General features: G+C 70.9%; 18 protein-coding genes, 1 tRNA gene and 1 pseudogene. 12 read left to right on the top strand and 8 right to left on the bottom strand.

Annotation, left to right across the window (positions count from 1 at the left end; translation table 11 throughout):
* Positions 1-417: 417 nt before the first annotated feature.
* On the bottom strand, positions 418-1,044 hold the full coding sequence (locus Vqi01_RS17010) for a TetR/AcrR family transcriptional regulator (RefSeq protein WP_239098446.1): 627 nt from the start codon (positions 1,042-1,044) through the stop codon (positions 418-420).
* A 153-nt stretch (positions 1,045-1,197) separates the two neighbouring features.
* On the opposite strand from Vqi01_RS17010, the gene Vqi01_RS17005 reads away from it, so the two are divergent.
* From Vqi01_RS17005 to Vqi01_RS16995, 3 genes and pseudogenes are all read left to right on the top strand, one after another.
* Positions 1,198-2,406, top strand: coding sequence for a YbfB/YjiJ family MFS transporter (locus Vqi01_RS17005; protein ID WP_204035777.1), 1,209 nt, complete (start codon positions 1,198-1,200; stop codon positions 2,404-2,406).
* Positions 2,407-2,489: 83 nt separating this feature from the next.
* Positions 2,490-3,164, top strand: a complete 675-nt coding sequence (locus tag Vqi01_RS17000) for an alpha/beta fold hydrolase (RefSeq protein ID WP_204035776.1) — start codon at positions 2,490-2,492, stop codon at positions 3,162-3,164.
* A gap of 188 nt (positions 3,165-3,352) precedes the next feature.
* A pseudogene (locus tag Vqi01_RS16995) lies at positions 3,353-3,562 on the top strand (tyrosine-type recombinase/integrase); the annotation flags it as partial.
* A 71-nt stretch (positions 3,563-3,633) separates the two neighbouring features.
* On the opposite strand, the gene Vqi01_RS16990 reads toward Vqi01_RS16995, so the two are convergent.
* Together Vqi01_RS16990 and Vqi01_RS16985 are read right to left on the bottom strand one after the other, a co-directional pair.
* Positions 3,634-3,710, bottom strand: a tRNA-Pro gene (locus Vqi01_RS16990).
* A gap of 136 nt (positions 3,711-3,846) precedes the next feature.
* Entirely contained in the window at positions 3,847-4,740 is an 894-nt protein-coding gene (locus tag Vqi01_RS16985; protein ID WP_204035774.1) for a metallophosphoesterase, read from the bottom strand.
* A 25-nt stretch (positions 4,741-4,765) separates the two neighbouring features.
* Here Vqi01_RS16985 and Vqi01_RS16980 point away from each other — a divergent pair, with 25 nt between their 5' ends.
* Positions 4,766-5,221, top strand: a complete 456-nt coding sequence (locus Vqi01_RS16980; protein WP_204035773.1) for a GatB/YqeY domain-containing protein — start codon at positions 4,766-4,768, stop codon at positions 5,219-5,221.
* Positions 5,222-5,325: 104 nt separating this feature from the next.
* On the opposite strand, the gene Vqi01_RS16975 is transcribed toward Vqi01_RS16980, so the two are convergent.
* The gene (locus Vqi01_RS16975; RefSeq protein WP_204035772.1) at positions 5,326-7,776 is read right to left on the bottom strand and encodes a penicillin-binding protein; all 2,451 of its coding nucleotides are present in this window, start codon (positions 7,774-7,776) and stop codon (positions 5,326-5,328) included.
* 403 nt (positions 7,777-8,179) lie between these two features.
* Between Vqi01_RS16975 and Vqi01_RS16970 the strand changes: the two genes are divergently transcribed.
* The gene (locus Vqi01_RS16970; RefSeq protein WP_204035771.1) at positions 8,180-8,503 is read left to right on the top strand and encodes a WhiB family transcriptional regulator; all 324 of its coding nucleotides are present in this window, start codon (positions 8,180-8,182) and stop codon (positions 8,501-8,503) included.
* A 10-nt stretch (positions 8,504-8,513) separates the two neighbouring features.
* Here the strand turns inward: Vqi01_RS16970 and bagB are convergent, their stop codons facing one another.
* Genes bagB through Vqi01_RS16955 form a run of 3 tightly spaced genes read right to left on the bottom strand, consistent with a single transcriptional unit; the run spans position 8,514 to position 11,311 of the window.
* Positions 8,514-9,665, bottom strand: coding sequence for an ArsA family ATPase (gene bagB, locus Vqi01_RS16965; protein ID WP_204035770.1), 1,152 nt, complete (start codon positions 9,663-9,665; stop codon positions 8,514-8,516).
* 54 nt (positions 9,666-9,719) lie between these two features.
* Positions 9,720-10,697 (bottom strand): ATPase BagA, encoded by a 978-nt coding sequence (bagA, locus tag Vqi01_RS16960; RefSeq protein ID WP_204035769.1) that lies wholly within the window; start codon positions 10,695-10,697, stop codon positions 9,720-9,722.
* Positions 10,698-10,723: 26 nt separating this feature from the next.
* Complete coding sequence (locus tag Vqi01_RS16955) at positions 10,724-11,311, bottom strand: Rv0361 family membrane protein (protein WP_204035768.1); 588 nt, start codon at positions 11,309-11,311, stop codon at positions 10,724-10,726.
* Positions 11,312-11,668: 357 nt separating this feature from the next.
* On the opposite strand from Vqi01_RS16955, the gene Vqi01_RS16950 reads away from it, so the two are divergent.
* The 7 genes from Vqi01_RS16950 (at position 11,669) to Vqi01_RS16920 (ending at position 19,509) form a co-directional block, all read left to right on the top strand.
* The gene (locus Vqi01_RS16950; protein ID WP_204035767.1) at positions 11,669-12,127 is read left to right on the top strand and encodes a hypothetical protein; all 459 of its coding nucleotides are present in this window, start codon (positions 11,669-11,671) and stop codon (positions 12,125-12,127) included.
* A gap of 40 nt (positions 12,128-12,167) precedes the next feature.
* A complete protein-coding gene (gene sp36 / locus Vqi01_RS16945) occupies positions 12,168-12,323 on the top strand; it encodes a Sp36 family protein (RefSeq protein WP_013736319.1) in 156 nt (51 codons plus the stop codon).
* A 31-nt stretch (positions 12,324-12,354) separates the two neighbouring features.
* On the top strand, positions 12,355-12,816 hold the full coding sequence (locus Vqi01_RS16940) for a RidA family protein (protein WP_204035766.1): 462 nt from the start codon (positions 12,355-12,357) through the stop codon (positions 12,814-12,816).
* A 125-nt stretch (positions 12,817-12,941) separates the two neighbouring features.
* Complete coding sequence (locus tag Vqi01_RS16935) at positions 12,942-13,769, top strand: MBL fold metallo-hydrolase (protein ID WP_204035765.1); 828 nt, start codon at positions 12,942-12,944, stop codon at positions 13,767-13,769.
* Entirely contained in the window at positions 13,766-17,362 is a 3,597-nt protein-coding gene (locus Vqi01_RS16930) for an adenylate/guanylate cyclase domain-containing protein (protein ID WP_204035764.1), read from the top strand. Before Vqi01_RS16935 ends, Vqi01_RS16930 begins: the two co-directional genes overlap by 4 nt.
* 133 nt (positions 17,363-17,495) lie before the next feature.
* Positions 17,496-18,017, top strand: coding sequence for a hypothetical protein (locus tag Vqi01_RS16925; RefSeq protein ID WP_204035763.1), 522 nt, complete (start codon positions 17,496-17,498; stop codon positions 18,015-18,017).
* Between the two features lie 31 nt (positions 18,018-18,048).
* On the top strand, positions 18,049-19,509 hold the full coding sequence (locus Vqi01_RS16920) for a serine/threonine-protein kinase (RefSeq protein ID WP_204035762.1): 1,461 nt from the start codon (positions 18,049-18,051) through the stop codon (positions 19,507-19,509).
* A gap of 30 nt (positions 19,510-19,539) precedes the next feature.
* Here Vqi01_RS16920 and Vqi01_RS16915 read toward each other — a convergent pair whose 3' ends face one another.
* A complete protein-coding gene (locus Vqi01_RS16915; RefSeq protein ID WP_204035761.1) occupies positions 19,540-19,875 on the bottom strand; it encodes a hypothetical protein in 336 nt (111 codons plus the stop codon).
* Positions 19,876-20,067: the final 192 nt, after the last annotated feature.

Genomic DNA, 20,067 nt, shown 5'->3' with positions numbered 1-20,067 from the left:
CTTAGGAAGGGTCTAGCGCTTGCCGCGCAGGCCCTCCTGCTACCAGGGCATACGCCTGACTTCTTGCCAACGTCCTGCTTGATCATTCCGTGTAATGAACGATCGGATGGGCCCTTGGGAGCGGTACGCAGAGCGCGTTCTGCTGGGTAGGTCATCCCACCGGTCAGATCCCGATCGGCCTGGTCGAACGATGCGCGGGCAGGCCGTCGGTGCCGAAGTTCAGAGGAGAAAGAAGCCGTTCGTCATGTGCCTGGTTGCAGCCGATGTGACGGCCTTGTTCGAGCGGCTCGTCGGGTGGCGGAAGTGGTGCACGCCCGTCCACGCTCGTCCACTGGTGTCCGTCGCGATCGTCACCCAATTAGCCACCCGGCAGAAGCGGCGGACGTAGGAGCGGACTGGAAGAGATCCCAACCCGCGTCAACATTCGAGGCTGGTTCGGGCGGCCGACAGTAGGGTGAGTGCGGCACGGCGAGCGTGGTCGCCGGCGCCGACTGCAGAGTGATGTGCGGCAACGACCGTTGCACCCTCCACCAGGATGAGCAACTGCCTTCCTAGGAGGTGCGGATCGGCGGCTCCGGCGCGGCTGGCGATGCCGGTCAGGAGTTCGAGGTAGCGGCCCAGGTGACGCGCGGTGATGGCACGTACTGCCTCGACATGGTGCTGGGCTGCAGCGTTCAGCATCGCGCAACCGCGGAAGACGGGCTCGTCGTACCACTGCCCAAGTGCGTCGAACACCGCGCTGAGCTGGTCGGCGGGGTCTTCTCCGGCCGCCGCGACGGCGCTGGCCAGCCAGCGCATCACCCGGTCGCTGCGCACCTCCAGCACGGCCTCCACGAGCGCGTCCTTGGTGCCGAAATGCCGGTAGAGCGTCTCCTTGGATATTCCGATCCGGGCGCATAGTTCGGCGACACCGATGCCGTCGAGCCCGCGCTCGTACAGGACCGGGGCGGCCGCCTCGAGGATGGTGGCGCGGGTGCGCTCCGGATCGATCGTGGAGCCCTTGGCGACTGGCATGACCCAGATGGTACCGATCGGTTCGATCAACTGCTAGCGTCCGAGATCGAACCGATCGGTTTGACCATTGGAGCCTGCCATGCCAGACCTACCCCTCATCGGCCCCCGCAGCGATCAGGGCACTGCGGCTGCCTGGCCCGTCCCGTCCCGCCGCTGCCGCGCGACGTCCCAAACCCAGGTCCAATGAGGTCACCGGTCCTGCGCCAGGGGGTATGGCAGGCGGCGCGACTGGCTCTGGGCACCGCCTCAGCCCTCGGTCTCGCGCGCTTCGCCTACGGACTGCTTCTGCCGGCCATGCGTGACGACCTGCACTGGACTCTGGCCGAAGCCGGGGCCATGGGCACCGCCAACGGGCTCGGCTACCTCGTCGGCGCACTCGCGACCGCCCCCGTCGTCCACCACTCGGGCGCCGCCTCCGCTTTTCGATGGGGGATGGCCCTCACTGCGGTGGCGCTGGCCACGACTGCGGCCGGCGATGACTACCTGGCGCTACTGACCGCGCGAGCCGCGGCCGGAGCGGCGGGGGCAGTGGTGTTCATCACCGGTGGCGTGATCGCATCGCGCATCGCCGCCCGAGTCGCCTCCGGCGTGCCCATCACCGTCTACTTCGCGGGCACCGGGTTGGGCATCGTCTTCAGCGGCGCGGCGATCCCAGCGCTAGGGGATCACTGGCGCCTCGCCTGGGTCGGCCTGGGTGTCGCCGCCGCTGTGGCGACGCTGGTCAGTTGGACCGCCGCGCGTTCGGAGCGGGACACGACGGACGCTACTGCCGGACGGGCACGGATACGCCCGTTGTGGGGAACCGCCCTGGCCTACCTGCTGTTCGCCGCCGGATACATCACCTACATCACCTTTCTGTCGGCCTATCTCGCCGACCGGCGCACCCCAATCGTGCAGGTGGTGGCCATCTGGGCGGTGCTGGGTCTGGCCGTGCTGGCGGCACCCGCTCTGTGGAGCCGTCCGACCAGCCACTGGCCCGGCACCCGGGCCCTGGCCACATTGCTCGGCGTCCTGGCTGGTGGAGCAGCACTGGCGCTAGCGGCGCCCGCACCGCCGGTAATCCTCGCCTCCGCGATCGCCTACGGGATCACGTTCATGAGCGTTCCCGCCGCCGTCACCGCGCTCATCCGGGCCAATACCCTGCCCACCGACTGGACCGCCACACTGGCGGCCTTCACCACGCTGTTTGCGGTCGGTCAGACGGCTGGCCCCTGGATCGCCGGCATCGTCGCCGATCACACCTCTACCGGCGCTACCCTGGCGTGGACCGCGATCCTGTGCGCCGTGGCGGCCCTGATCGCCGCCACCGCAGGCCGTTCCCGTCTCTCCACCGCGACCACGATGCGCGACCCGGTGCCATCGAGACAGGTGCCTGAGGCCAGGGTCCAGTGATCTCGCATCCGAAGTCCCGTGCGGCCAGCGGCAGATCGGCCGCGTCCGAGTAACAAAGCCAAGCAACGAACAAGGAGCAGATCGTGGCAACGTTTGTCCTCATCCCCGGCATGTGTCATGGCGGCTGGTCCTTTGGAGAACTCCCCGAACAACTCCGCGCCGACGGGCATCGCGTCTACCCAGTGACGTTGACCGGGATCAGCGAACGCAGCCATCTCCTGCATTCCGGAGTGAACCTCGAAACGCACATCCAGGACGTGACCGGCGTACTCGCGGCCGAGAACATCCAGGATGCGGTGCTAGTCGGCCACAGCTACGGGGGAATGGTGATCACGGCGGTCGCCGACCGCATGCCCGAACGGGTGGACTCTCTGGCGTACCTGGACGCCGTGGTGCCGGCGAACGGTGACTCCTGCTGGGCCCTGGTCTCTGACCAGGAGCGGCGATGGTACCTAGACGTCATGGAAAATGGCTACGGAGTGCGGCCTTTGCCGTTCTTCGACGCACGGGCCACGCCTCACCCGCTCGCCTCATTGCTTCAGCCGCTACAGCTAACCAGCGACCTTGCGCACATCCGGCGCAGAGTCTACGTGTACGCAGCCGGGTGGGACGGCGAGTCACCGTTCACCCGCTTCTACCACCGGCTGCGTGAGGACCCCACCTGGACGACGTACGCACTGGACAGTCGGCACAACCTCATGCGGGATGCACCAAAGGACCTGTTGAAGATCCTGCGAGAAATCGTTGAACCGCGCTGATCATTGAGGAGCCGGACAGCCAAGATTCGCAGAGCTGATGACCCGCCGGCGGAGCCCCGGCTATCCTGGAGCCGGGGCACCCCCGCCGGCGCAGTAACCGTAACCCCGGGACCGCCGCCAGCTCGCCGACGTGCCCGGCGTGCCCTTCCCCACGCCGCGCGGGCTCGTGGCCACGCGGCCCGGCCGCCCGTTGTACCCGGGCCGGAATCCGGAAGATCACCGTGCACGACGCCCGGCGTACCTGCGCGATGCTGCTGGTCGACCTGGACGTGCACCCGCGCGTCATCATGCAGGTGCTCCGGCACGCGGAGGTGTCCGTGACGATGGAGATCTACTCGCAGGCGTCCTCGGACGCCACCCGCGACGCGCTCAAGCGCCTCGGCGAGAATCTGCGCTGACCCGCTGCTGTACTTCAGTGCTGTACAAAGCACCAGAAGGCACACCCTTCGATGGGGTGTGCCTTCTCACCTGGTCGGGGTGGCCGGATTCGAACCGACGACCTCTTCGTCCCGAACGAAGCGCGCTACCAAGCTGCGCCACACCCCGAGGCGTGCCGACAAATAGTAGCCCACACGTCCCGAGGGTCAAATTCGGTACCCCGGGATCGTTGATCCACTCCGTTGCGCCGGAACGGCGGCGTCGGCCGGGACCGCGTACCGCCATGCCGGCGAAACGGAGTGGATCAACGGGGGATCAGGGTCAGCAGGCTGGCCTCGGGCGGGCAGGCGAAGCGGACCGGGGCGGTCGGGTGAGTGCCGAGGCCGGCGGAGACGTGCAGCCAGGAGTCCGAGCCGGGCCAGCGGTGCAGGCCCTTCGCCATCGACCGGGGCAGGCCGCAGTTGGTTACCAGCGCTCCCACGCCTGGGACACAGACCTGGCCGCCGTGGGTGTGGCCGGCGAGCAGCAGCCCGAAGCCGTCGGCGGCCATCTCGTCGAGCAGCGCCGGCTCGGGAGAGTGGGTCAGGGCGATGGCGAGACCCGCCGCGGTGTCGACCGGGCCGGACACCGAGGAGTAGTCGTCCCGTTCGACGTGCGGGTCGTCGACCCCGGCCATGTCGATGGCCCGGCCGCCGGCCTTCACCGTGACGCGTCGGTTGTTCAGGTCCGTCCAGCCGGCCCCGGTGAACACGTCGCGCAGCTCCTCGTAGGGAAGTTCGACGCCCTCGGTGTATTCCCGGTCAGGCAGGAAGTAGGTGAACGGGTTCTTCCAGACCGGCCCGGTGTAGTCGTTGGAGCCGAACACGAAGGCGCCCGGGTAGTCGAGCAGGGGTTGCAGTGCGCGCAGCACGCCCGGCACCGCCCCCGGGTGGGCCATGTTGTCCCCGGTCACCACGACCAGGTCGGGGTCGAGGGCGGCCAGCGACGCGACCCACCGCTGCTTGCGTAGCTGGTTGGGGGTCATGTGCAGGTCCGAGAGATGCAGCACGCGCAGCGGCTCGGTGCCGGTGGCCAGCACCGGGACATCGAAGCGCCGGAGGGTGAACATGTTGCGCTCGACGAGTGACGCGTACGCCAGGGCGGCGGCGCCCGTCGCGACGGTGGCGGTCGCGAGCCGGAATAGTGTGCGCTTTCCCATGCCGATCAGGGTAGTTTGACCGTCCATGAGCACGCTGAAGGACCGGCTCACCGCCGACATGCGCGCAGCCCTGAAGGCCCGCGACGAGCTGGCCACCGCCACGCTGCGGATGGCCCTGGCCGCCGTCGGCAACGCCGAGGTGTCCGGCAAGGCCAAGCGGGAACTCAGCGACGACGAGGTGCTGGCCGTGCTGACCAAGGAGGCCAAGAAGCGCCGGGAGGCGGCGACCGCCTTCGCCGACGCGGGCCGCGCCGAGCAGGCCGCCAGGGAGACCGCCGAGGGCGAGGTGCTGGAGCGTTACCTGCCGAAGCAGCTCTCCGACGCCGAGCTGACCGAGCTGGTCGCGGGGGCGCTCGCCGCGGGCGGGTTCACCGGGAAGGCGCAGATGGGCCCGGCGATGAAGGCGGCCCAGGCCGCGGTGGCCGGTCGGGCCGAGGGCGGTCGGGTGGCCACGGAGGTACGCCGACAGCTCGGCCTCTGACGAGGCCGCCGGAGCAGCCGCCGGGCCGAGCCGTAACAACGCCGAACGGGCGGGCACCCCATCTCGAGGATGCCCGCCCGTTCGGCGTGAGCTGCCGGGTGGAATCAGCCGCCCGACCGGTCGTTCCCGGGGCGACCGGGCGTGTTGGGCGGCCCGTTGCCCCGTCGGTCGTTGTCGTTACCGCCGTTGTTGTTGCCACCGCCGGCGCTGACCTGGATGGTCACGATGCCGCCCTTGATGGTGCGATCGCTCGGACTGGTGCCGGCGGCGCTACCGGCCGGGCAGTCCGAGGCGATTGGGCTGCCAGAGACGATCGGCTGGAAGCCGGCACCGGAAAGACGCTGCTTCGCCTGCTCGACGCTCAGGCATCGAACGCCGGGGATGCTGCGCTGGTCGCCCTCGGAGATCTTCCTGCCGGGCGGGTCGAAGTTGATCGCCTTCTTGCCCTTCATGGCATCGCGCAGCGTCTCGAAGACCGGCCAGTTGATGCCATCGGGGGTCTTGTGCTGCATCCTGACGTTGGTCTGTGGCCAGTCGGGGTCGGCGAGGATACCGGCCACGGCGTACTGCTTGGTCATCGCGACCAGGGAGGCGACCTTGTCACCGTCGGTGGTCCCGGACTTGCCGGCGATCGGCTTACCCACGATGGACCGACCCTCGGCGGCCGTCCGACTGCCGCCGCAACTGCCGCCCGAGGGATTGTCGCCGACCGGGCAGCGGGCCGCGTCGACCGCCGCCCGAGCCACCTCCGTGCTGATCCTCTTCTCGCAGCGCGGATTGGCCACGTCCAGCTTGTTGCCATCCAGGTCGCGGATTTCCTGCACCGGAATCGGCTCGCAGTACTTGCCGTCGGCGGCGAGGGTGGCGTAGGCGTTGGCCATTTCCAGCGGGGTGGTCTGCGACACGCCGAGGGTGAAGGCACCCCACTGGTGCGCCGCCTCCTTGTTGTTGGCGAACTTCGCGTCCTCGCTTTCCCGGAACTGGATGCCCAGGCGCTTGGCCACGTCGACCACGTTCTCCGCGCCGACCTGCTGCTGGAGCGGAACAAAGTACGTGTTGGTCGAGGCAGAGAAGGCGCTGCGCATGTCCTTCACGCCGCCCGGCTGCTTGTTGGAGTTGGTCGGGCAGTAGAGGTTGGTGCCCGGGCAGGCGGCCGGACTGCTGCTACTGATGATGTATTCCGACTTGAACTGCTGCGGCGCGTTGATCGTGTAGCTGAGCGGAATGCCCTTCTCCAACGCGGCGACGATGGTGAAGATCTTGAAGACCGAGCCACCCTGGTATCCGGTGAGCCCGTCACCGCCGGTGAGCAGGGGGTTCACCGTGTTGGGGTAGTTGCCGAGCTTGTTCCGGCCCCGCTGGACCGGGTCGCTGTGCGGCTTGTTCTTCGGATTCTTCGGGTTGTCGAGCTTGAAGTTCCGGTTGACTGCCAGCGCGCGCACCCGGCCGGTGCCGGGCTCCGTGACGGCGACCATCACTGCTTCCTTGGAGTTCACCGACTTGGCCTTGCGGACCGCCTTGTCGGCAGCTTCCTGCGCCTGCGTGTCCAGCGTGGTGACGATCGTGTAGCCGCCGCTCTTGAGCCGCCGCTCCCGGTCGTAGGAGGTCGAGCCGAACGTCTCCTGCGACATCCACCAGCGGTAGAAGTAGTCGCAGAAGAAGCCCCAGGAGTTCTTGTTGGTGGCCACGCAGCCGTTGGGCGTCCGCTTGTCCTTGACCTTCAGCTCGGTCGCCTTGGCCGCCTCGGCCTCCTGCTCGGTGATGGCGCCGATCTTGGCCATGTTGTCGATGACGTAGTTACGTCGGGCAAGCGCCTGTGGGCGACCACTCTCGGTGGTCGGGTTGAACGAGGTGGGTGCCTTCACGAGGCCGGCCAGCATGGCGGCCTCTTCGATCTTCAGGTCCTTCGGGGGCTTGTTGAAGTAGACCTGGCTGGCGGCGTAGATGCCGTACGCGCCATTGCCGAAGGCGGCGAGGTTGAGGTAGGCCTCCAGGATCTCGTTCTTGGACATCTCCTTGTCCACCTGGAGCGCGTACCGCATCTCGCGCAGCTTCCGGGCGCTGGTGTCCTCGGTCGCGGCGATCACGTCGGCCGGGTGGGTGGCCGAGTACGCGATGCTCATCCGGACGAACTGCATGGTCAGCGTCGATGCGCCCTGCCGGTCGTTGGTCGCGGAGCTGTTGTTGACGAAGGCGCGGGCGACGCCGTTGAGGTCGACCCCGTTGTGCTTGTAGAACTCGTGGTCCTCGGCGGCGACGATGGCGTCGCGCATGTACGGCGAGATGTCGTCGAACTTGGCCTCGCGCCGGTTCTCGTCGTACATCGTGGCCAGTGGTGTCTTGCCGTCCTTCGCCAGCAGATAGCTGATCTGGGGTGCACGGGCCATCCTCAGTTCCTTCGGCAGCGCGCCGAAGGTGTCCGCGCCGGCCTTGGCCGCCAGGCCCGACATCGCCACTGCGGGAAAGGCCGCAGCGGCGACCACCACGCCGGCCAACAATCCACAGATCAGTAGCGATGCGGCGTTGGTCAGAATGTTGTGGTCACGTTTCCGCATCCAGGTCACCTCGTCAGGGTACGCGAACAGGTAACGAGGGGCGCTGGGGCGTCTTTTCCCCATTTCCTGCGCGCGCCGGCCTCGTTGTGCTAGACGCGTGGCACCGGCGTCCGGTTGCGGGAATCCGTGCCGAGTTTCCTCCCCTGGGAGCCCGGCCGCAGCGTTTTCCCGGACTCTGGTGGGGTAAGCGACGATCCCCGCGCCCGACAGGCCGGGACTGTCCGAAATGATGGATTTGGCCGACAACGTTGCGTAATCAGGCGACTACAGAGCATGATGGGGGTGGCGACAGCGCCACATGTCGTCCGTGCTGCCTTGGGGGTAAGGCGCGCGGACGCTCGGGGGAGAAATGCCGGCTGGCCCGCGACGGCGTCGGTAGTACTGCAAGGGGGGACGTGTACAGATGGGCATGATCACTGACTGGCCGTCACTGGCGGCATGTCAGAACGGGGACCCGGACGCGTTGTTCGTACAGGGCGCCGAACAGAACGTGGCGAAGCGGATCTGTCGAAGCTGCCCAGTTCGGTACGAGTGCCTGGCCGACGCGCTGGACAACCGGATCGAGTTCGGCGTGTGGGGTGGCATGACCGAACGCGAACGCCGAGCGCTGCTCCGCCGCCATCCGCAGGTCACCAGTTGGCGAAAAATGTTCGAGGCGGCGATGAAAAAGAGCGCCAAGGACAAGGCCAGCAAGGATCGGATCCTGGCCGCCACCACCAGTTCCTGACCCGGTGCAATCAGGAGCGGCTGATCGCCGCGCCGATCGTCCGTAGCCCGTCGACGTCGTGCACGTCGGCGGGCTGCGCCGTCACCGATACCGTCGGCACCTGCGGGAACGTCTCGGTGAACCGCGCCGCCACCCGCTGCTCGCGTACCGCCTGCTCGGCCAGGGCGGCGTGGGCCCGCAGCACCTCGACGGCGCCCTCGTGGCCACCGGCCGTGGCCAGCCGCTCGGCGGCGGCCCTACTCTCCTGCGCGCCCAGCTCCGGCACGGCCGGGCGGTGCACGCGGTTGAGCACCAGGCCGGCGAGCGGCATCTGCTCCTCACGCAACCGGCCAGCGAAGTAGGCGGCCTCCCGGACCGCGTCCGGCTCCGGCGCCGCGACCAGCAGGAACGCCGTCTCCCGCGCCTGCAGGATGCGGTACGTCTGCTCCGCACGCTGCCGGAACCCGCCGAACATCGAGTCGAGTGCGGCCACGAAGCCGGACAGGTCGGTCAGCAGCTGGGCACCGAGCACCTTCTGCACGACCCGGGAGAACATGCCGAAGGACGCGGTGACGAGGCTGAACACGCTGCGCCCACCGGTACGCGCCGGGGCGAGCAGCAGCCGCAGCATCCGGCCGTCGAGGAAGCGGGACAGCCGGGCCGGCGCGTCGAGGAAGTCCAGCGCGGAGCGCGACGGCGGGGTGTCCACCACGATGAGGTCCCACTCGCCCCGCGCGTGCAACTGGCCGAGCTTCTCCATGGCCATGTACTCCTGGGTGCCGGAGAAGGTGGAACTCATCGCCTGGTAGAAGGGGTTCGCGAAGATTTCCGCCGCCTTCGCCGGGTCGGTGTGCGCGAGCACCACATCGTCGAAGGTGCGCTTCATGTCGAGCATCATGGCGTGCAGTTCGCCGCCGCTTTCCTCGACGTCGATGCCCTTGACCTGTCGGGGGGTGTTGTCCAACTCGGTCAGCCCGAGCGACTGGGCCAGTCGCCGGGCCGGGTCGATGGTGAGCACCACCGTGCGCCGTCCGTGCTGCTCTGCCGCGCGCAGCGCGAGCGCGGCAGCCGTGGTCGTCTTGCCCACTCCGCCCGCCCCGCAGCAGACCACGATCCGTACCCCCGGATCGGCCAGGATCTGGTCGACGTCCAGCGGCGGCGCGGCGTTGTCGGAAGGCACCAATCGAGCGTATCGGGCCCGGCGGGCCCGCGCGGCAGGGCCGACCTCAGGTGTGAGTCAATCGCCGCCGATCAGAGCCCTGGCGAGGACGTCCAGGCCGGCGCGGTTCACCCCGTCGGGCAGCAACGGCAGTTCCACCAGAGGCACGCCCAACTCCACCAGGTCGGCCCGGAGCGAATCCTCCAGCTCCCGGCGGATGATTTGGTCGCGCGCCTCGTCGTGCAGTCCGGAGACGATCCGCTGGTCGGCCGGCAGCCCGGCGGCGCGCAGCCCACGCGCCAGCTCCGCCTCGGTGACCAGCCGCCCCGACGGCAGGGGCGGCCGGGCACCGTTGATGATCACCCGTCCCATGCCGAAGCCCAGCGAGGCCAGCTCGGAGATCGCGTCGATCGTCTCCTGCACCGGCATCTCCTCGAGGAGGGTCACCACGTGCACCGCGGTCATCGGTGAGCGCAGCAGGGCCGAGACGCCTTCGCTCTGGGTCTTGATCGGGCCCACCTTGGCCAGCCGGGCGGTCTCGGTGGTGACGTTCAGGAAGCGGCCGATGCGGCCGGTGGGCGGGGCGTCCAACACCACCGCGTCGTAGACCCGCCGCTGATCGACCGTGCGGGTGGTGGCCTCCTTGAGCTTGCCGGTGAGCAGCACGTCACGCAGGCCGGGAGCGATGGTGGTGGCGAAGTCGATCGCGCCGAGCTTGCGCAGTGCCCGGCCGGCCGCACCGAGCTTGTAGAACATGTCCAGGTACTCCAGCAACGCCTCCCCGGCGTCCACCGCCAGCGCGTACACCTGGCCGTCGCCGGGCGCGTCGGCGAGGTGCCGCTCGGCGTACGGCAGCGGCTCGGTGCCGAAGAGTTGGGCGATGCCCTGGCGCCCCTCCACCTCGACCAACAGCGTGCGCCGACCGTCGGCGGCCAGACCCAGGGCCAGGGCCGCCGCCACACTGGTCTTGCCCGTGCCGCCCTTGCCGGTCACCACGTGCAGCCGGGCGGGCCAATCGGTGCCGGCCCGATCGGCCGGGTGCTGCGCTGCTCCCACCCGTCGAGCGTATCCATCCCGTGAGTTCAGGAGACCTCGCAGACCCACCAGCCGGATCTGCGGATCACGGTGAAGCGCAGGTCCTGGTCGGCGATCTTCTCGTCGGCGGTGGTCACCGTCACCGTGGCGGTGACCGTGGCCCGGTCACCCGTCTCGTTGTTCACGGTCGGGGTGTCCCAGCGGAACCGGGGATTCTGGTGCGTCGAGACGTACGTCTCGATCTCGGCGACCTTGGCCCGGATCTGGTCCTGGTCGCGGGCGGCGCCGCAGACCAACCGGGCGGCCTTCGCCGCGTCCCGCTCCTGGTAAACGGCGGTGAGGAAGTCGTCGACCGCCACCGACGGCTCCGGTGCGCCCTCGCCGGACTCGGCGTTGCGCAGTGTCAGGAAGGCGGCCACGCCACCACCGGCACAGAGCAGCAGTACCACGGCCAGGGCGAGGGAGGCCGTCAGGGCTCCACGCCGACGGGCCGGGGCGGGCATCGACTGGTATGGCGGGTAGCCGGGCTGGGGCACGGGGAACGCCGAGCCCTGGCCGCCCGGTCCGGCGGCCGCACCGGGCTGGGCCGGGAGATCGGCGGGGCCGGTCGGGCCGTCGGCGGGTGGCTGGGTCATGGGTCTACCCCCCCCGGATAGGGTGCGTCACCCCGCGGTGGCGGTGCGCGTGGGATCGGCTCGGCCGGGCCGGGCGCCCGTCCAGACCGGAAGGGTAGCGGTGCCCGTGGCGGCGGAGCCGAGGGGTAGCGCAAAGCTCATTCGCAACGGGCGGAATCTCGTGGACGAGCGGCGCGAGTGGCGTCCCGCTGCCCGGTGTCGCAAATGTGACCGAAGAAAGGCAGGCGTGCGCGTCGGTGTTGATGGGATCGATATGTCGGCCCTACCGTCGCTCCGGCACGCCCCGACCCGGTCGCGAGCAGCGGATCTGGGCCGTCGGGCGGCGCCGTGACCAGGTACGACGCCCGGAGGCAGTGCATGCGCGACACGAACAACACCCCCCGAACGCAGTTCCCGGTGGGGGCACGAGGGGGCAGCCGGACCGCCGATGAACGCCCCTCCGGCCGGCCACCCGTCAACGAGCGTTCGTACGCGCGTCCGGTGGCGCCGGTCGTCTCGTACGAGCCGGCCACCGGGCGGGACGAGGAGAGCCCCGGGTACGTCATCCACCTGCCCATCCGGGTGACCGACCTGGCCGCCGCCACCGCCCTGGCCGGCCGGGTGGCCACCTCCCTGAACTTCCTGCCCGAACTGGACGCCGGCGAAACCGAGGTGTCGACCGCCGACGACCAGAACAACCGGCACCGGGTCTTCTGTGATCTGCTGCTGCCCGACCGCACCCGGTGCCCTCAGCCGTACGACCATCGGGGCCCCTGCGGCGAGTTGTCGGCCGCGCCGGAACCGCGTCCCGCGTCACCTGCCGGCGGCGGAACGTAGGCTGTGCCCGAAGTGTCCATGCCACGAGGGAGCCAGCCCTATGCAGAAGTGGGAATACGCCACCGTTCCACTGCTGGTCCACGCGACCAAGCAGATCCTCGACAACTGGGGCGAGGACGGCTGGGAACTCGTCTCCGTCGTACCGGGGCCGAATCCGGAGCAGCTCGTCGCGTACCTGAAGCGGCCGAAGGCATGAGCGCCGGGAGCCAGCGGGGCAGGGTGATGGCATGAGCGGTGGGCCGCACGCCAAGTTGGCGGAGCTCGGGCTGAAGCTGCCGGAGGTGGTGCCGCCGGTGGCGAGCTATGTGCCGGCGGTGCAGTCCGGACAGCACGTGTACGTCTCCGGGCAGCTGCCGATCGCCGAGGGGAAGCTGCTGGCCACCGGGAAGGTCGGTGCCGGCGTCTCCGCCGAACAGGCCAAGCAGTTGGCCCAGCGGTGCGCTCTGAACGCGCTCGCCGTGATCGACTCGCTGGTCGGCCTGGAGAACGTCGTCAAGATCGTGAAGCTGACCGGCTTCGTCGCGAGCGCACCCGGCTTCACCGGCCAGCCTGCCATCATCAACGGCGCCTCGGATCTCCTCGGCTCCGTCTTCGGCGAGGCCGGTCGGCACGCCCGCAGCGCCGTCGGCGTCGCCGAACTCCCCCTCGACGCCCCCGTCGAGGTCGAGCTAATCGTCGAGGTCTCCTAACCCCGCCCCCACTTCCCCGCGATCTTGCAGTTTCCGTCCGGACGAACAACCCTTAACCAGGGTGAATCGGGGACCAGAACTGCAAGATCGCGGGACCCCGTCGACGGGGTCGTACGATCGCAGCCATGGGAGGGCATGTGACGGGGGCGGTGACCGCCCTCGCCGGCGAGCTACCGGAATGGGTCACGTTGCTGCGGGCACCCAACCCGGGGCCGATGACGCTGGACGGCACCAACACCTGGCTGCTGCGGGCCGCGCCCGGCGAGCCAGCCCTGGTCGTCGACCCGGGGCCGGCGGACGAGGCGCACCTCGCGGCGATCGCCGCGCAGGGGCCGGTGGGGCTGGTGCTGATCACCCACGGCCACCCGGACCACACCGAGGGCTCGATGCGCCTGCGCGACCTGCTCGGCGGGGTTCGCATCCTCGCCGCCGATCCGGCGCACACCATCGGCGGCGAGCCGCTGACCGAGCCGGGCCAGCACTTCGGTGGCTTCGGCCTGGAGGTCCGCCTGCTCGCCACCCCCGGTCACACCGCCGACTCGGTCTGCTTCCTCGCCGAACGCGACGGCCAGCGAGTGGTCCTCACCGGCGACACGATCCTCGGCCGGGGCACCACCGTCGTGGCGCATCCGGACGGGCACCTCGGTGACTATCTGAGCAGCCTGGAGCTGCTGTCGACGTACCGGGGAATTCCCGCGTTGCCGGGGCACGGCCCGGCACTGGCCGACTGCGGCGCGGCCGCCGACTTCTACCTCGCCCACCGCCGCGCCCGGCTCGACCAGGTCCGGGCGGCGCTCGACGCGGGGGCGCGGACCGCGGCCGAGGTGGTCGCCAAGGTCTACGCCGACGTGGACCGCTCGCTGTGGTGGGCGGCGGAATGGTCCGTACGCGCCCAGTTGGAATACCTGGGCCGGGAGTCCGGCGACGACAACGTGGGGTTGGACCGGCCGTGACCTGTCCGGTGTGCGGAACCGTCGCGGTACCCGGCGCCCGGTTCTGCCACAACTGCGGCGCCGCGCTGCCCGGCGCCGCGACCCTGCCCGCCGCCGAGCGGCGGGTGGTGACCGTGCTCTTCGGTGACCTGTCCGACTTCACCTCCTGGTCGGAGGATCTCGACCCGGAACGGGTCGGTGCCGTCACCGATCGGGTGCTGGCGGCCCTTGCCGGCGCGGTCAAGACCTTCGGCGGGCACGTCGACAAGCTGACCGGTGACGGGATCATGGCCGTCTTCGGTGCCCCGGTGGCGCACGAGGACGATGCCGAGCGCGCCGTGCGCGCCGCGCTGTCCATGCAGCGGGCCGTCCGTCGGGTGCTCGACGACGAGCGCGGCGGCGGCGCGCCGCTGGGCCTGCGGGTCGGGCTGAACACCGGCGATGTGATCGCCGGCATCCAGGCGGCCATCGAGTACACGGTCATCGGCGACACCGTGAACACCGCCGCCCGGCTGGCCGACGCCGCCGCGGTCGGCGCGGTCTACGCCGGGGGCCGCACCGCCGCGGCCACCCGGCACGTGGCCAGCTGGCGGGCGCTGCGTCCGCTGCGCCTCAAGGGCAAACGCGAGCCGGTCGAGGCGTACGAACTGCTCGGCCTGCTGGACGCGCCGGGCACCCGCTCGGGCCTCGGTGACGAGGCCCCCTTCGTCGGCCGGGAGACCGAGATCGGTCGGGTGGCCGGACGGTTGGCCGAGGTGATCGACCGGAACGAACCCCGGGTGCTGCTGATGACCGCCGAGGCGGGCATCGGCAAGTCCCGGTTCGCCGCCGAGGTGGAGCGGCTGGCCGCCGGCTACGACGTGGGTGCGGGCCGGTACGCCGCGCACACCGGCGCCCGCGTGCTTTCGGTACGCTGCGCCGCGTTCGGCGAGCGCCGCCGGCTCGCCCCCCTCGCCGACCTGGTGCGTGCCGCGACGGGTCTGCCCAACGACGCGGCCACCGCAGTGACCCGCCCGGCCGTCGAGGAGCGGCTGCGCAGGCTCGGGCAGCGGCTCAGCCGTTCGCGCGGCGAGCCCGCCCCGATCGCCGTCGATCAACTGCTGGCCCTGCTCGGGTACGCCGAGCTACCCGTCGGCAGCCCCACCGACCAGGGTGACTGGGGCAGCACCCAGCCGGCGAGCGACGCCGACGCGGTGCCGAACGCGGTGGCCGACCTGCTCAGCGCGCTCGCCGAGGAGGCGCCGCTGGTGATGGTGGTCGACGACCTGCACGACGCCACCGCCGAGACCATCCGAGCGTTGGAGGTGACGCTGTCCCGGCTCAGCGGGCCGGTGCTGGTGCTGCTGCTGGGCCGCCCGGAACTGGTCCGGGCTGCGGGCACCCTGACCCGGGTCGCGGACGCCGAGGTGCAGCCGCTGCCGCCGCTCCGGGGCGCCGACGCGGCCCGGCTGCTGACCAGCTATCTCGGCGGCGGGCGGCTACCCCAGGCCGACACCGACCGGCTGCTGGCCACCGCCCAGGGCAATCCGTTCTACCTGGCCGAGCTGGTCACCCTGTTGATGGAGCGCGGCGCACTGACCGCCGGGGTGGGCAACGGCTGGCGGCTGGCACCCGGCTCACTGGGCAGCCGGCTGCTCTCCCGAGACCTCGCGGCGGTGCTCGCCGCCCGGATCGACGCCCTGCCCGCCGAGGCGCGTGCGGTGCTGCGGGACGCGGCGGTGGTCGGTGACACCGTGCCCGACGGCGCGCTGGAGGCGCTGCGGGAGCAGCGCGCCGGCCGTGACGGCCGGCCGGCCGCGGTGGCCGAGGTCGAGCTGAACCGGGCGGTCGAGGAGCTGTTGCAGCGCCGCATGCTGCACCGCACCCGCAACGGGTACGCCTTCGCCACCCCCCTGATGCGGGAGGCGGCGTACGCCGGGGTGAGCAAGGCGGAGCTGGCCGAACGGCACGCCGCGCTGGCCCGTTGGGCGGCACCGCAGGACACTCCCACGGGCGCTGCGGGCAGCCCGGTGACCGGCCCGGGCGGTTTCACCGAGGCGGCTCGCGACGACTTCGTGGCCGAGCACGCCGAGCGGGCCACGGTGCTGGCCGACGCGGTCACGCTGCGTCCGGACGCACCGGCCCGGGCGGTGGTGCCGCTGGGCGTCGCGGCGCTCGTGCGTGCCACCCGTCGGGCGCTGCACGCGGGCGAGCCGACGTTGGCAGTGGAGTACGCCGAACGCGGCGCCGAGTTGGCGGGCGTCGACGGCGTCCCGGCCGCCGACCGAGTGGTGCACGCCCGGGCACTGCTTCAGGTCGGGCGGGCCAACGACGCCCTCGCCTACGCCGAGAAGATCGCCGCGAACGCCGGTGACCAGGCGGACGTCCGGGCCAGCGCCCTGCTCCTGGCCGGGCAGGCTCAGCAGGTCATGGGCGACCTGACGCGGGCGGAGTCCTCGTGGCGGGAGGCGTTGCAGGTGGCCACCGACGCCCATCTGCCCGCGCTGCGGGCCTCCGCGATGCGCCGGCTGGGCATGGCGGACTTCCTCGCCGGGCGGCTGGGGCAGGCGAGCAGCCGGCTGGCCGCCGCGTACCAGGTCAGCCTGACGGTGGGGGATCGCCGGGGGCAGGCGTGGTCGTTGCAGAATCTGGCCTGGGTGACCACGACCCGGGGTGACTTCGCCGGCGCGGACGCGGTGCTCGGCCGAGCCGCCCGGCTCTTCGCCGAACTGAAGGACCCCTACGGGCGGGCGTGGCTGCGTGGCACCACGGCGTTCGCCCGACTGCTCGCCGGTCGGCTGCGAGAGGCGCGCCGGCTGGCCCGGATCTTCCTGCCGTTCGGCGAGCGGGTCGGGGAGGCCTGGGCGGTGGGCACCCTGCGGGCGGTCGATGCGTACGCCAACGCCGAACTGGGTGAGCTGGCCGACGCCGACCGGGAGGCGCGCCGGGCGTACCGGGAGTTCGCCGCCGCCTCGGACGACTGGGGGCAGGGCTTCGCGTTGGTGGTCCGGGGGGTGGTGGCCCGCGGGCTGGGCGAGCCGGAACATGCCGCCGACCTGTTCACCGACGCGCTGTCGTACGCCCGCCGGACCGCCCACCCGCTGCTCACCGGGATGGCCGGCACGCTGCGCGGTTTCGTGGCGTTGGACATGGGCGACGGTGCCGCGGCCGAGCGGGACGCGCTGGCGGTGCTGACCAGTGTGGAGCCGCACAACCCGCAGGCGCCGGCGCAGGTCGCGCCCCGGGTGCTGCTGGCGACGGCCCGGCTGGCGGCCGGAGACTCCGGCACCGCGGTCGGGCTGCTCGCCCCGGTCGCCACCGCCGCGGCGACCGCGCCCTCGCTGTTGTTCTCCCGCCGGCAGTCGATGGCACGCTACGCCTCGGCATTGCTCGCCCACGGGCAGCTCGAGCAGGCGCTGGACTGGGCTCGCCGGGCGGTGAACCTGCCGGCCGAGGACGTCCGCAGCCAGGTGATCGCCACCTGCGTGCTCGCCGAGGCACTGGCCGCCGGTGACCAGCTGGCGGAGGCGATGGCCTGCGCCGAGGAAGCGGTCCGCCTGGCGTACGCCACCGAGCAGCGCAGCGAGCGGGCCGCCGCCGAGGCGTTGCGAGACCGTCTGCGGGCTGTTGGCTGAGCCATCGCCTGCTTGGCCGGTGGGTGCGGGACTGTCGGTTTCGGTGATGTGCCATGTCGGGGATGACCGCTAGCGTGAACCTCTCATGCGGCGGTCGGCATCGGCAGCCGTGCCGGCATCGGGGAGGGTTCAGATGAGGTTGCCGCGTTCGGTCGCGGGTTGGACGATCGCGGTGTTCGGCGTGCTGGCGCTGGTGATGGGCGCGGTCGGGTTGCTCTGGCCGGAGGCGCTGCTGAAGATGCTCGGCTTCGGGATACCGCAGAGCCGCGCGTCAGGCGACTACACCGGTGTCTTCGTGACGGCGTCGTCGATGGCCTCGTTCAACATGGGGGTCTACTACCTGCTCGCCACCGCCACCGAGTGGCGCGCGTTCTACCGCTTCACCGTGGTCTTCCGGCTGGTCACGTTCACCGTGTTCAGCCTCGCGGTGCTGGCCGACGTCGCGCCCGGCCGGTTCTTCGGGGTGGCGCTCTGGGAGGGTCTGGGTGCGGTGGCCACCGCGGCCGGGCTCTGGTGGGACGCCCGCCGGGCGGGTCCGGCCGCTGGTGTCGCCGACGGCGTGTCCGGTGCGGCGGCGGCGGGCGGGCCGGTGCCGAACGACCGGCGTGGGACGGGGACGTCGGGTGTGGGGCCGGCCGCCGATGCGGTTCACTGAGCGGCCCGCGCAGTTGGGTATTTTCGATACCGTGACCGCCACTCCGCCCGGCGCCCTGCCGACGCCCATTGTGCCTGGTCTGACTGATTTGCAGGTCTTTGCCCGTGGCGGTTACGCGACCGTCTACCGCGCCACCCAGATATCGGTGGGCCGTGAGGTGGCGGTCAAAGTGGAGAACCGCACCCTGGTCAGCGAGCGGGATCAGGCGCGTTTCCTGCGCGAGGCGCGGGCCGCCGGCCGGATGTCCTCCCATCCGCACGTGGTCGACCTCTTCGATGTCGGAGTCACCATCGATCAGCATCCTTACCTGATCATGGAACTCTGCGACGGGTCGTACGCCGAGCGGATGCGGAACTCGCCGCTGGACGCCGTCGAGGCACGAGACCTCGGCGTCAAGATCGCGGACGCGATCGCCCATTCGCACGGGGCCGGCGTGCTGCACCGCGACGTGAAGCCGGCCAACATCCTCTACTCGCACTTCAACTCGGCGGTGCTGGCCGATTTCGGGCTGGCCGTGGTCGCCGAGATGCGGGACGCCTCCGTCGCCCTGGAGGTGCTCACGCCGGCGTACGCGCCACCGGAGATGTTCAGCCACAGCCCGCCCTCGCCAGCCGTCGACGTGTACGCGCTCTGCGGCACGCTCTACGCGGTCATGCACGGGCGCCCGCCCCGCTGGCAGGCCGAGCGCAATCCGAGTCTGGTCACCGTGCTGGAGATGTTCAACCAGCCGATCCCCAGCCTGCCCGGCATCCCGGACGAGCTGATCGACGTGCTCCGCGCCGGGATGGCCAACGATCCCGGCGACCGGCCGTCCGCCGCGGAACTGCGCGACATGCTCGCCGGCCTGTCGTTGGAGGCACCGGGGGAGTCGGGTTCGGCCCTGGTCGGTACCGGTTCCGTGGGCCCGTCCCGGCCGGCTTCGGCGCCTGCCCGTGCCGTCTCCGGCGGGTCGAGCGATCGTCGCCGCCGGCGGCGCTGGTTCCTCGGCACGGCCGGCGTGGTCGCGCTGGCCGCCTCGGCGGGCGTCGGTGCCTGGGCCGCAGGCGGCGCCCCGTCGGCGCAACCCTCCGCCCCGGTTCGACCGGCGGCCAGCGGTGCGCTCCGTCCGGGCTGCGCCAGCCTGCCCGAGGCGCTGCCACCCGGTGCGGAGTGCGCCACGGAGTTGGAGTGCTTCGGGCCGGTGCAGGTGCGCGGCCAGCGGGCCGAGGCCAGCCGGGTGCCGTGCGACAGGCGGCACACCTGGGAGAGCTACGCCCAGGGCCCGTTGCCTGCCGCTCTGTTCGACGCCGACCACGACGAGGTCGTCGCTGACCCGACCGTGCGTCGGGTCTGCAACGAGGAGACCTTCCGGCTGGTCAGCAGGATCGAGCAAACGGCCGGGTGGAACCTCGAGGTGCTGCCGCCGGCCGACGGGAAGCTTGACCCGACCTACCGGTGCCTGGCCGGACGAGGCCTCGACGGACTGGCCTCGCCCACCCTCACCAGCGGCTGAGCGGCTCCGACCGGGTCGCGGCCGTCGCGGTCACCCGCCGTCGTTGCCGCGGTAACGGTCCCGCAACGCGCGGACCGCCTCGCGGTCGCCCAGCGTCTCCAACGTGTCCGCTTCGATGCCGGGTGGCCCGGCGAAGGTGGTTCCGGCCGCCGGCTCGGGATCCTGTGGGGCGATCTCGGCGTCGCGCTGTCGGGCGGCGGCCACCGCCACCCCGGCGACGATGCCGCACAGGACGCAGAGCAGAGCCATCGCCACGCCCAGCAGATCCTGCCGGCGTCCGGCGAGCAACGACGCCAGCAGCCAGACCGCCGCCAGCAACGCGACCATGGCCACCACGCGCGCGTCGAGCCGGGGGAAGCGTCTCACTCGTCCAGAATGTCGGCGATCGCCGTTCTGTCAACAGTGGTCGCCCGCTCGGCGACGTAACAGTGGGAATGGCGGCGCGCATAGTGACAAGGCCGTTACATGTACATACGTGATGTCCGAATTGACGCTTTTGCGGAGCCGATGCATTGCCTGATGTCTCTAGAGTTTCCATGGTCGGGCTCGACCCGATGT

This window comes from Micromonospora qiuiae, assembly GCF_016863555.1.
In the GTDB taxonomy this organism is placed as follows: domain Bacteria; phylum Actinomycetota; class Actinomycetes; order Mycobacteriales; family Micromonosporaceae; genus Micromonospora; species Micromonospora qiuiae.
This window is presented reverse-complemented; position numbering and strand designations above follow the sequence as displayed.

Coding starts and splice junctions, on each gene's coding strand:
- Vqi01_RS17005 (WP_204035777.1), top strand. CDS start 1,198: ATGAGGTCACCGGTCCTGCGCCAGGGGGTATGGCAGGCGGCGCGACTG.
- Vqi01_RS16985 (WP_204035774.1), bottom strand. CDS start 4,740: ATGGGAAAGCGCACACTATTCCGGCTCGCGACCGCCACCGTCGCGACG.
- Vqi01_RS16980 (WP_204035773.1), top strand. CDS start 4,766: ATGAGCACGCTGAAGGACCGGCTCACCGCCGACATGCGCGCAGCCCTG.
- Vqi01_RS16975 (WP_204035772.1), bottom strand. CDS start 7,776: ATGCGGAAACGTGACCACAACATTCTGACCAACGCCGCATCGCTACTG.
- Vqi01_RS16970 (WP_204035771.1), top strand. CDS start 8,180: ATGGGCATGATCACTGACTGGCCGTCACTGGCGGCATGTCAGAACGGG.
- Vqi01_RS16955 (WP_204035768.1), bottom strand. CDS start 11,311: ATGACCCAGCCACCCGCCGACGGCCCGACCGGCCCCGCCGATCTCCCG.
- Vqi01_RS16950 (WP_204035767.1), top strand. CDS start 11,669: ATGCGCGACACGAACAACACCCCCCGAACGCAGTTCCCGGTGGGGGCA.
- sp36 (WP_013736319.1), top strand. CDS start 12,168: ATGCAGAAGTGGGAATACGCCACCGTTCCACTGCTGGTCCACGCGACC.
- Vqi01_RS16940 (WP_204035766.1), top strand. CDS start 12,355: ATGAGCGGTGGGCCGCACGCCAAGTTGGCGGAGCTCGGGCTGAAGCTG.
- Vqi01_RS16935 (WP_204035765.1), top strand. CDS start 12,942: ATGGGAGGGCATGTGACGGGGGCGGTGACCGCCCTCGCCGGCGAGCTA.
- Vqi01_RS16925 (WP_204035763.1), top strand. CDS start 17,496: ATGAGGTTGCCGCGTTCGGTCGCGGGTTGGACGATCGCGGTGTTCGGC.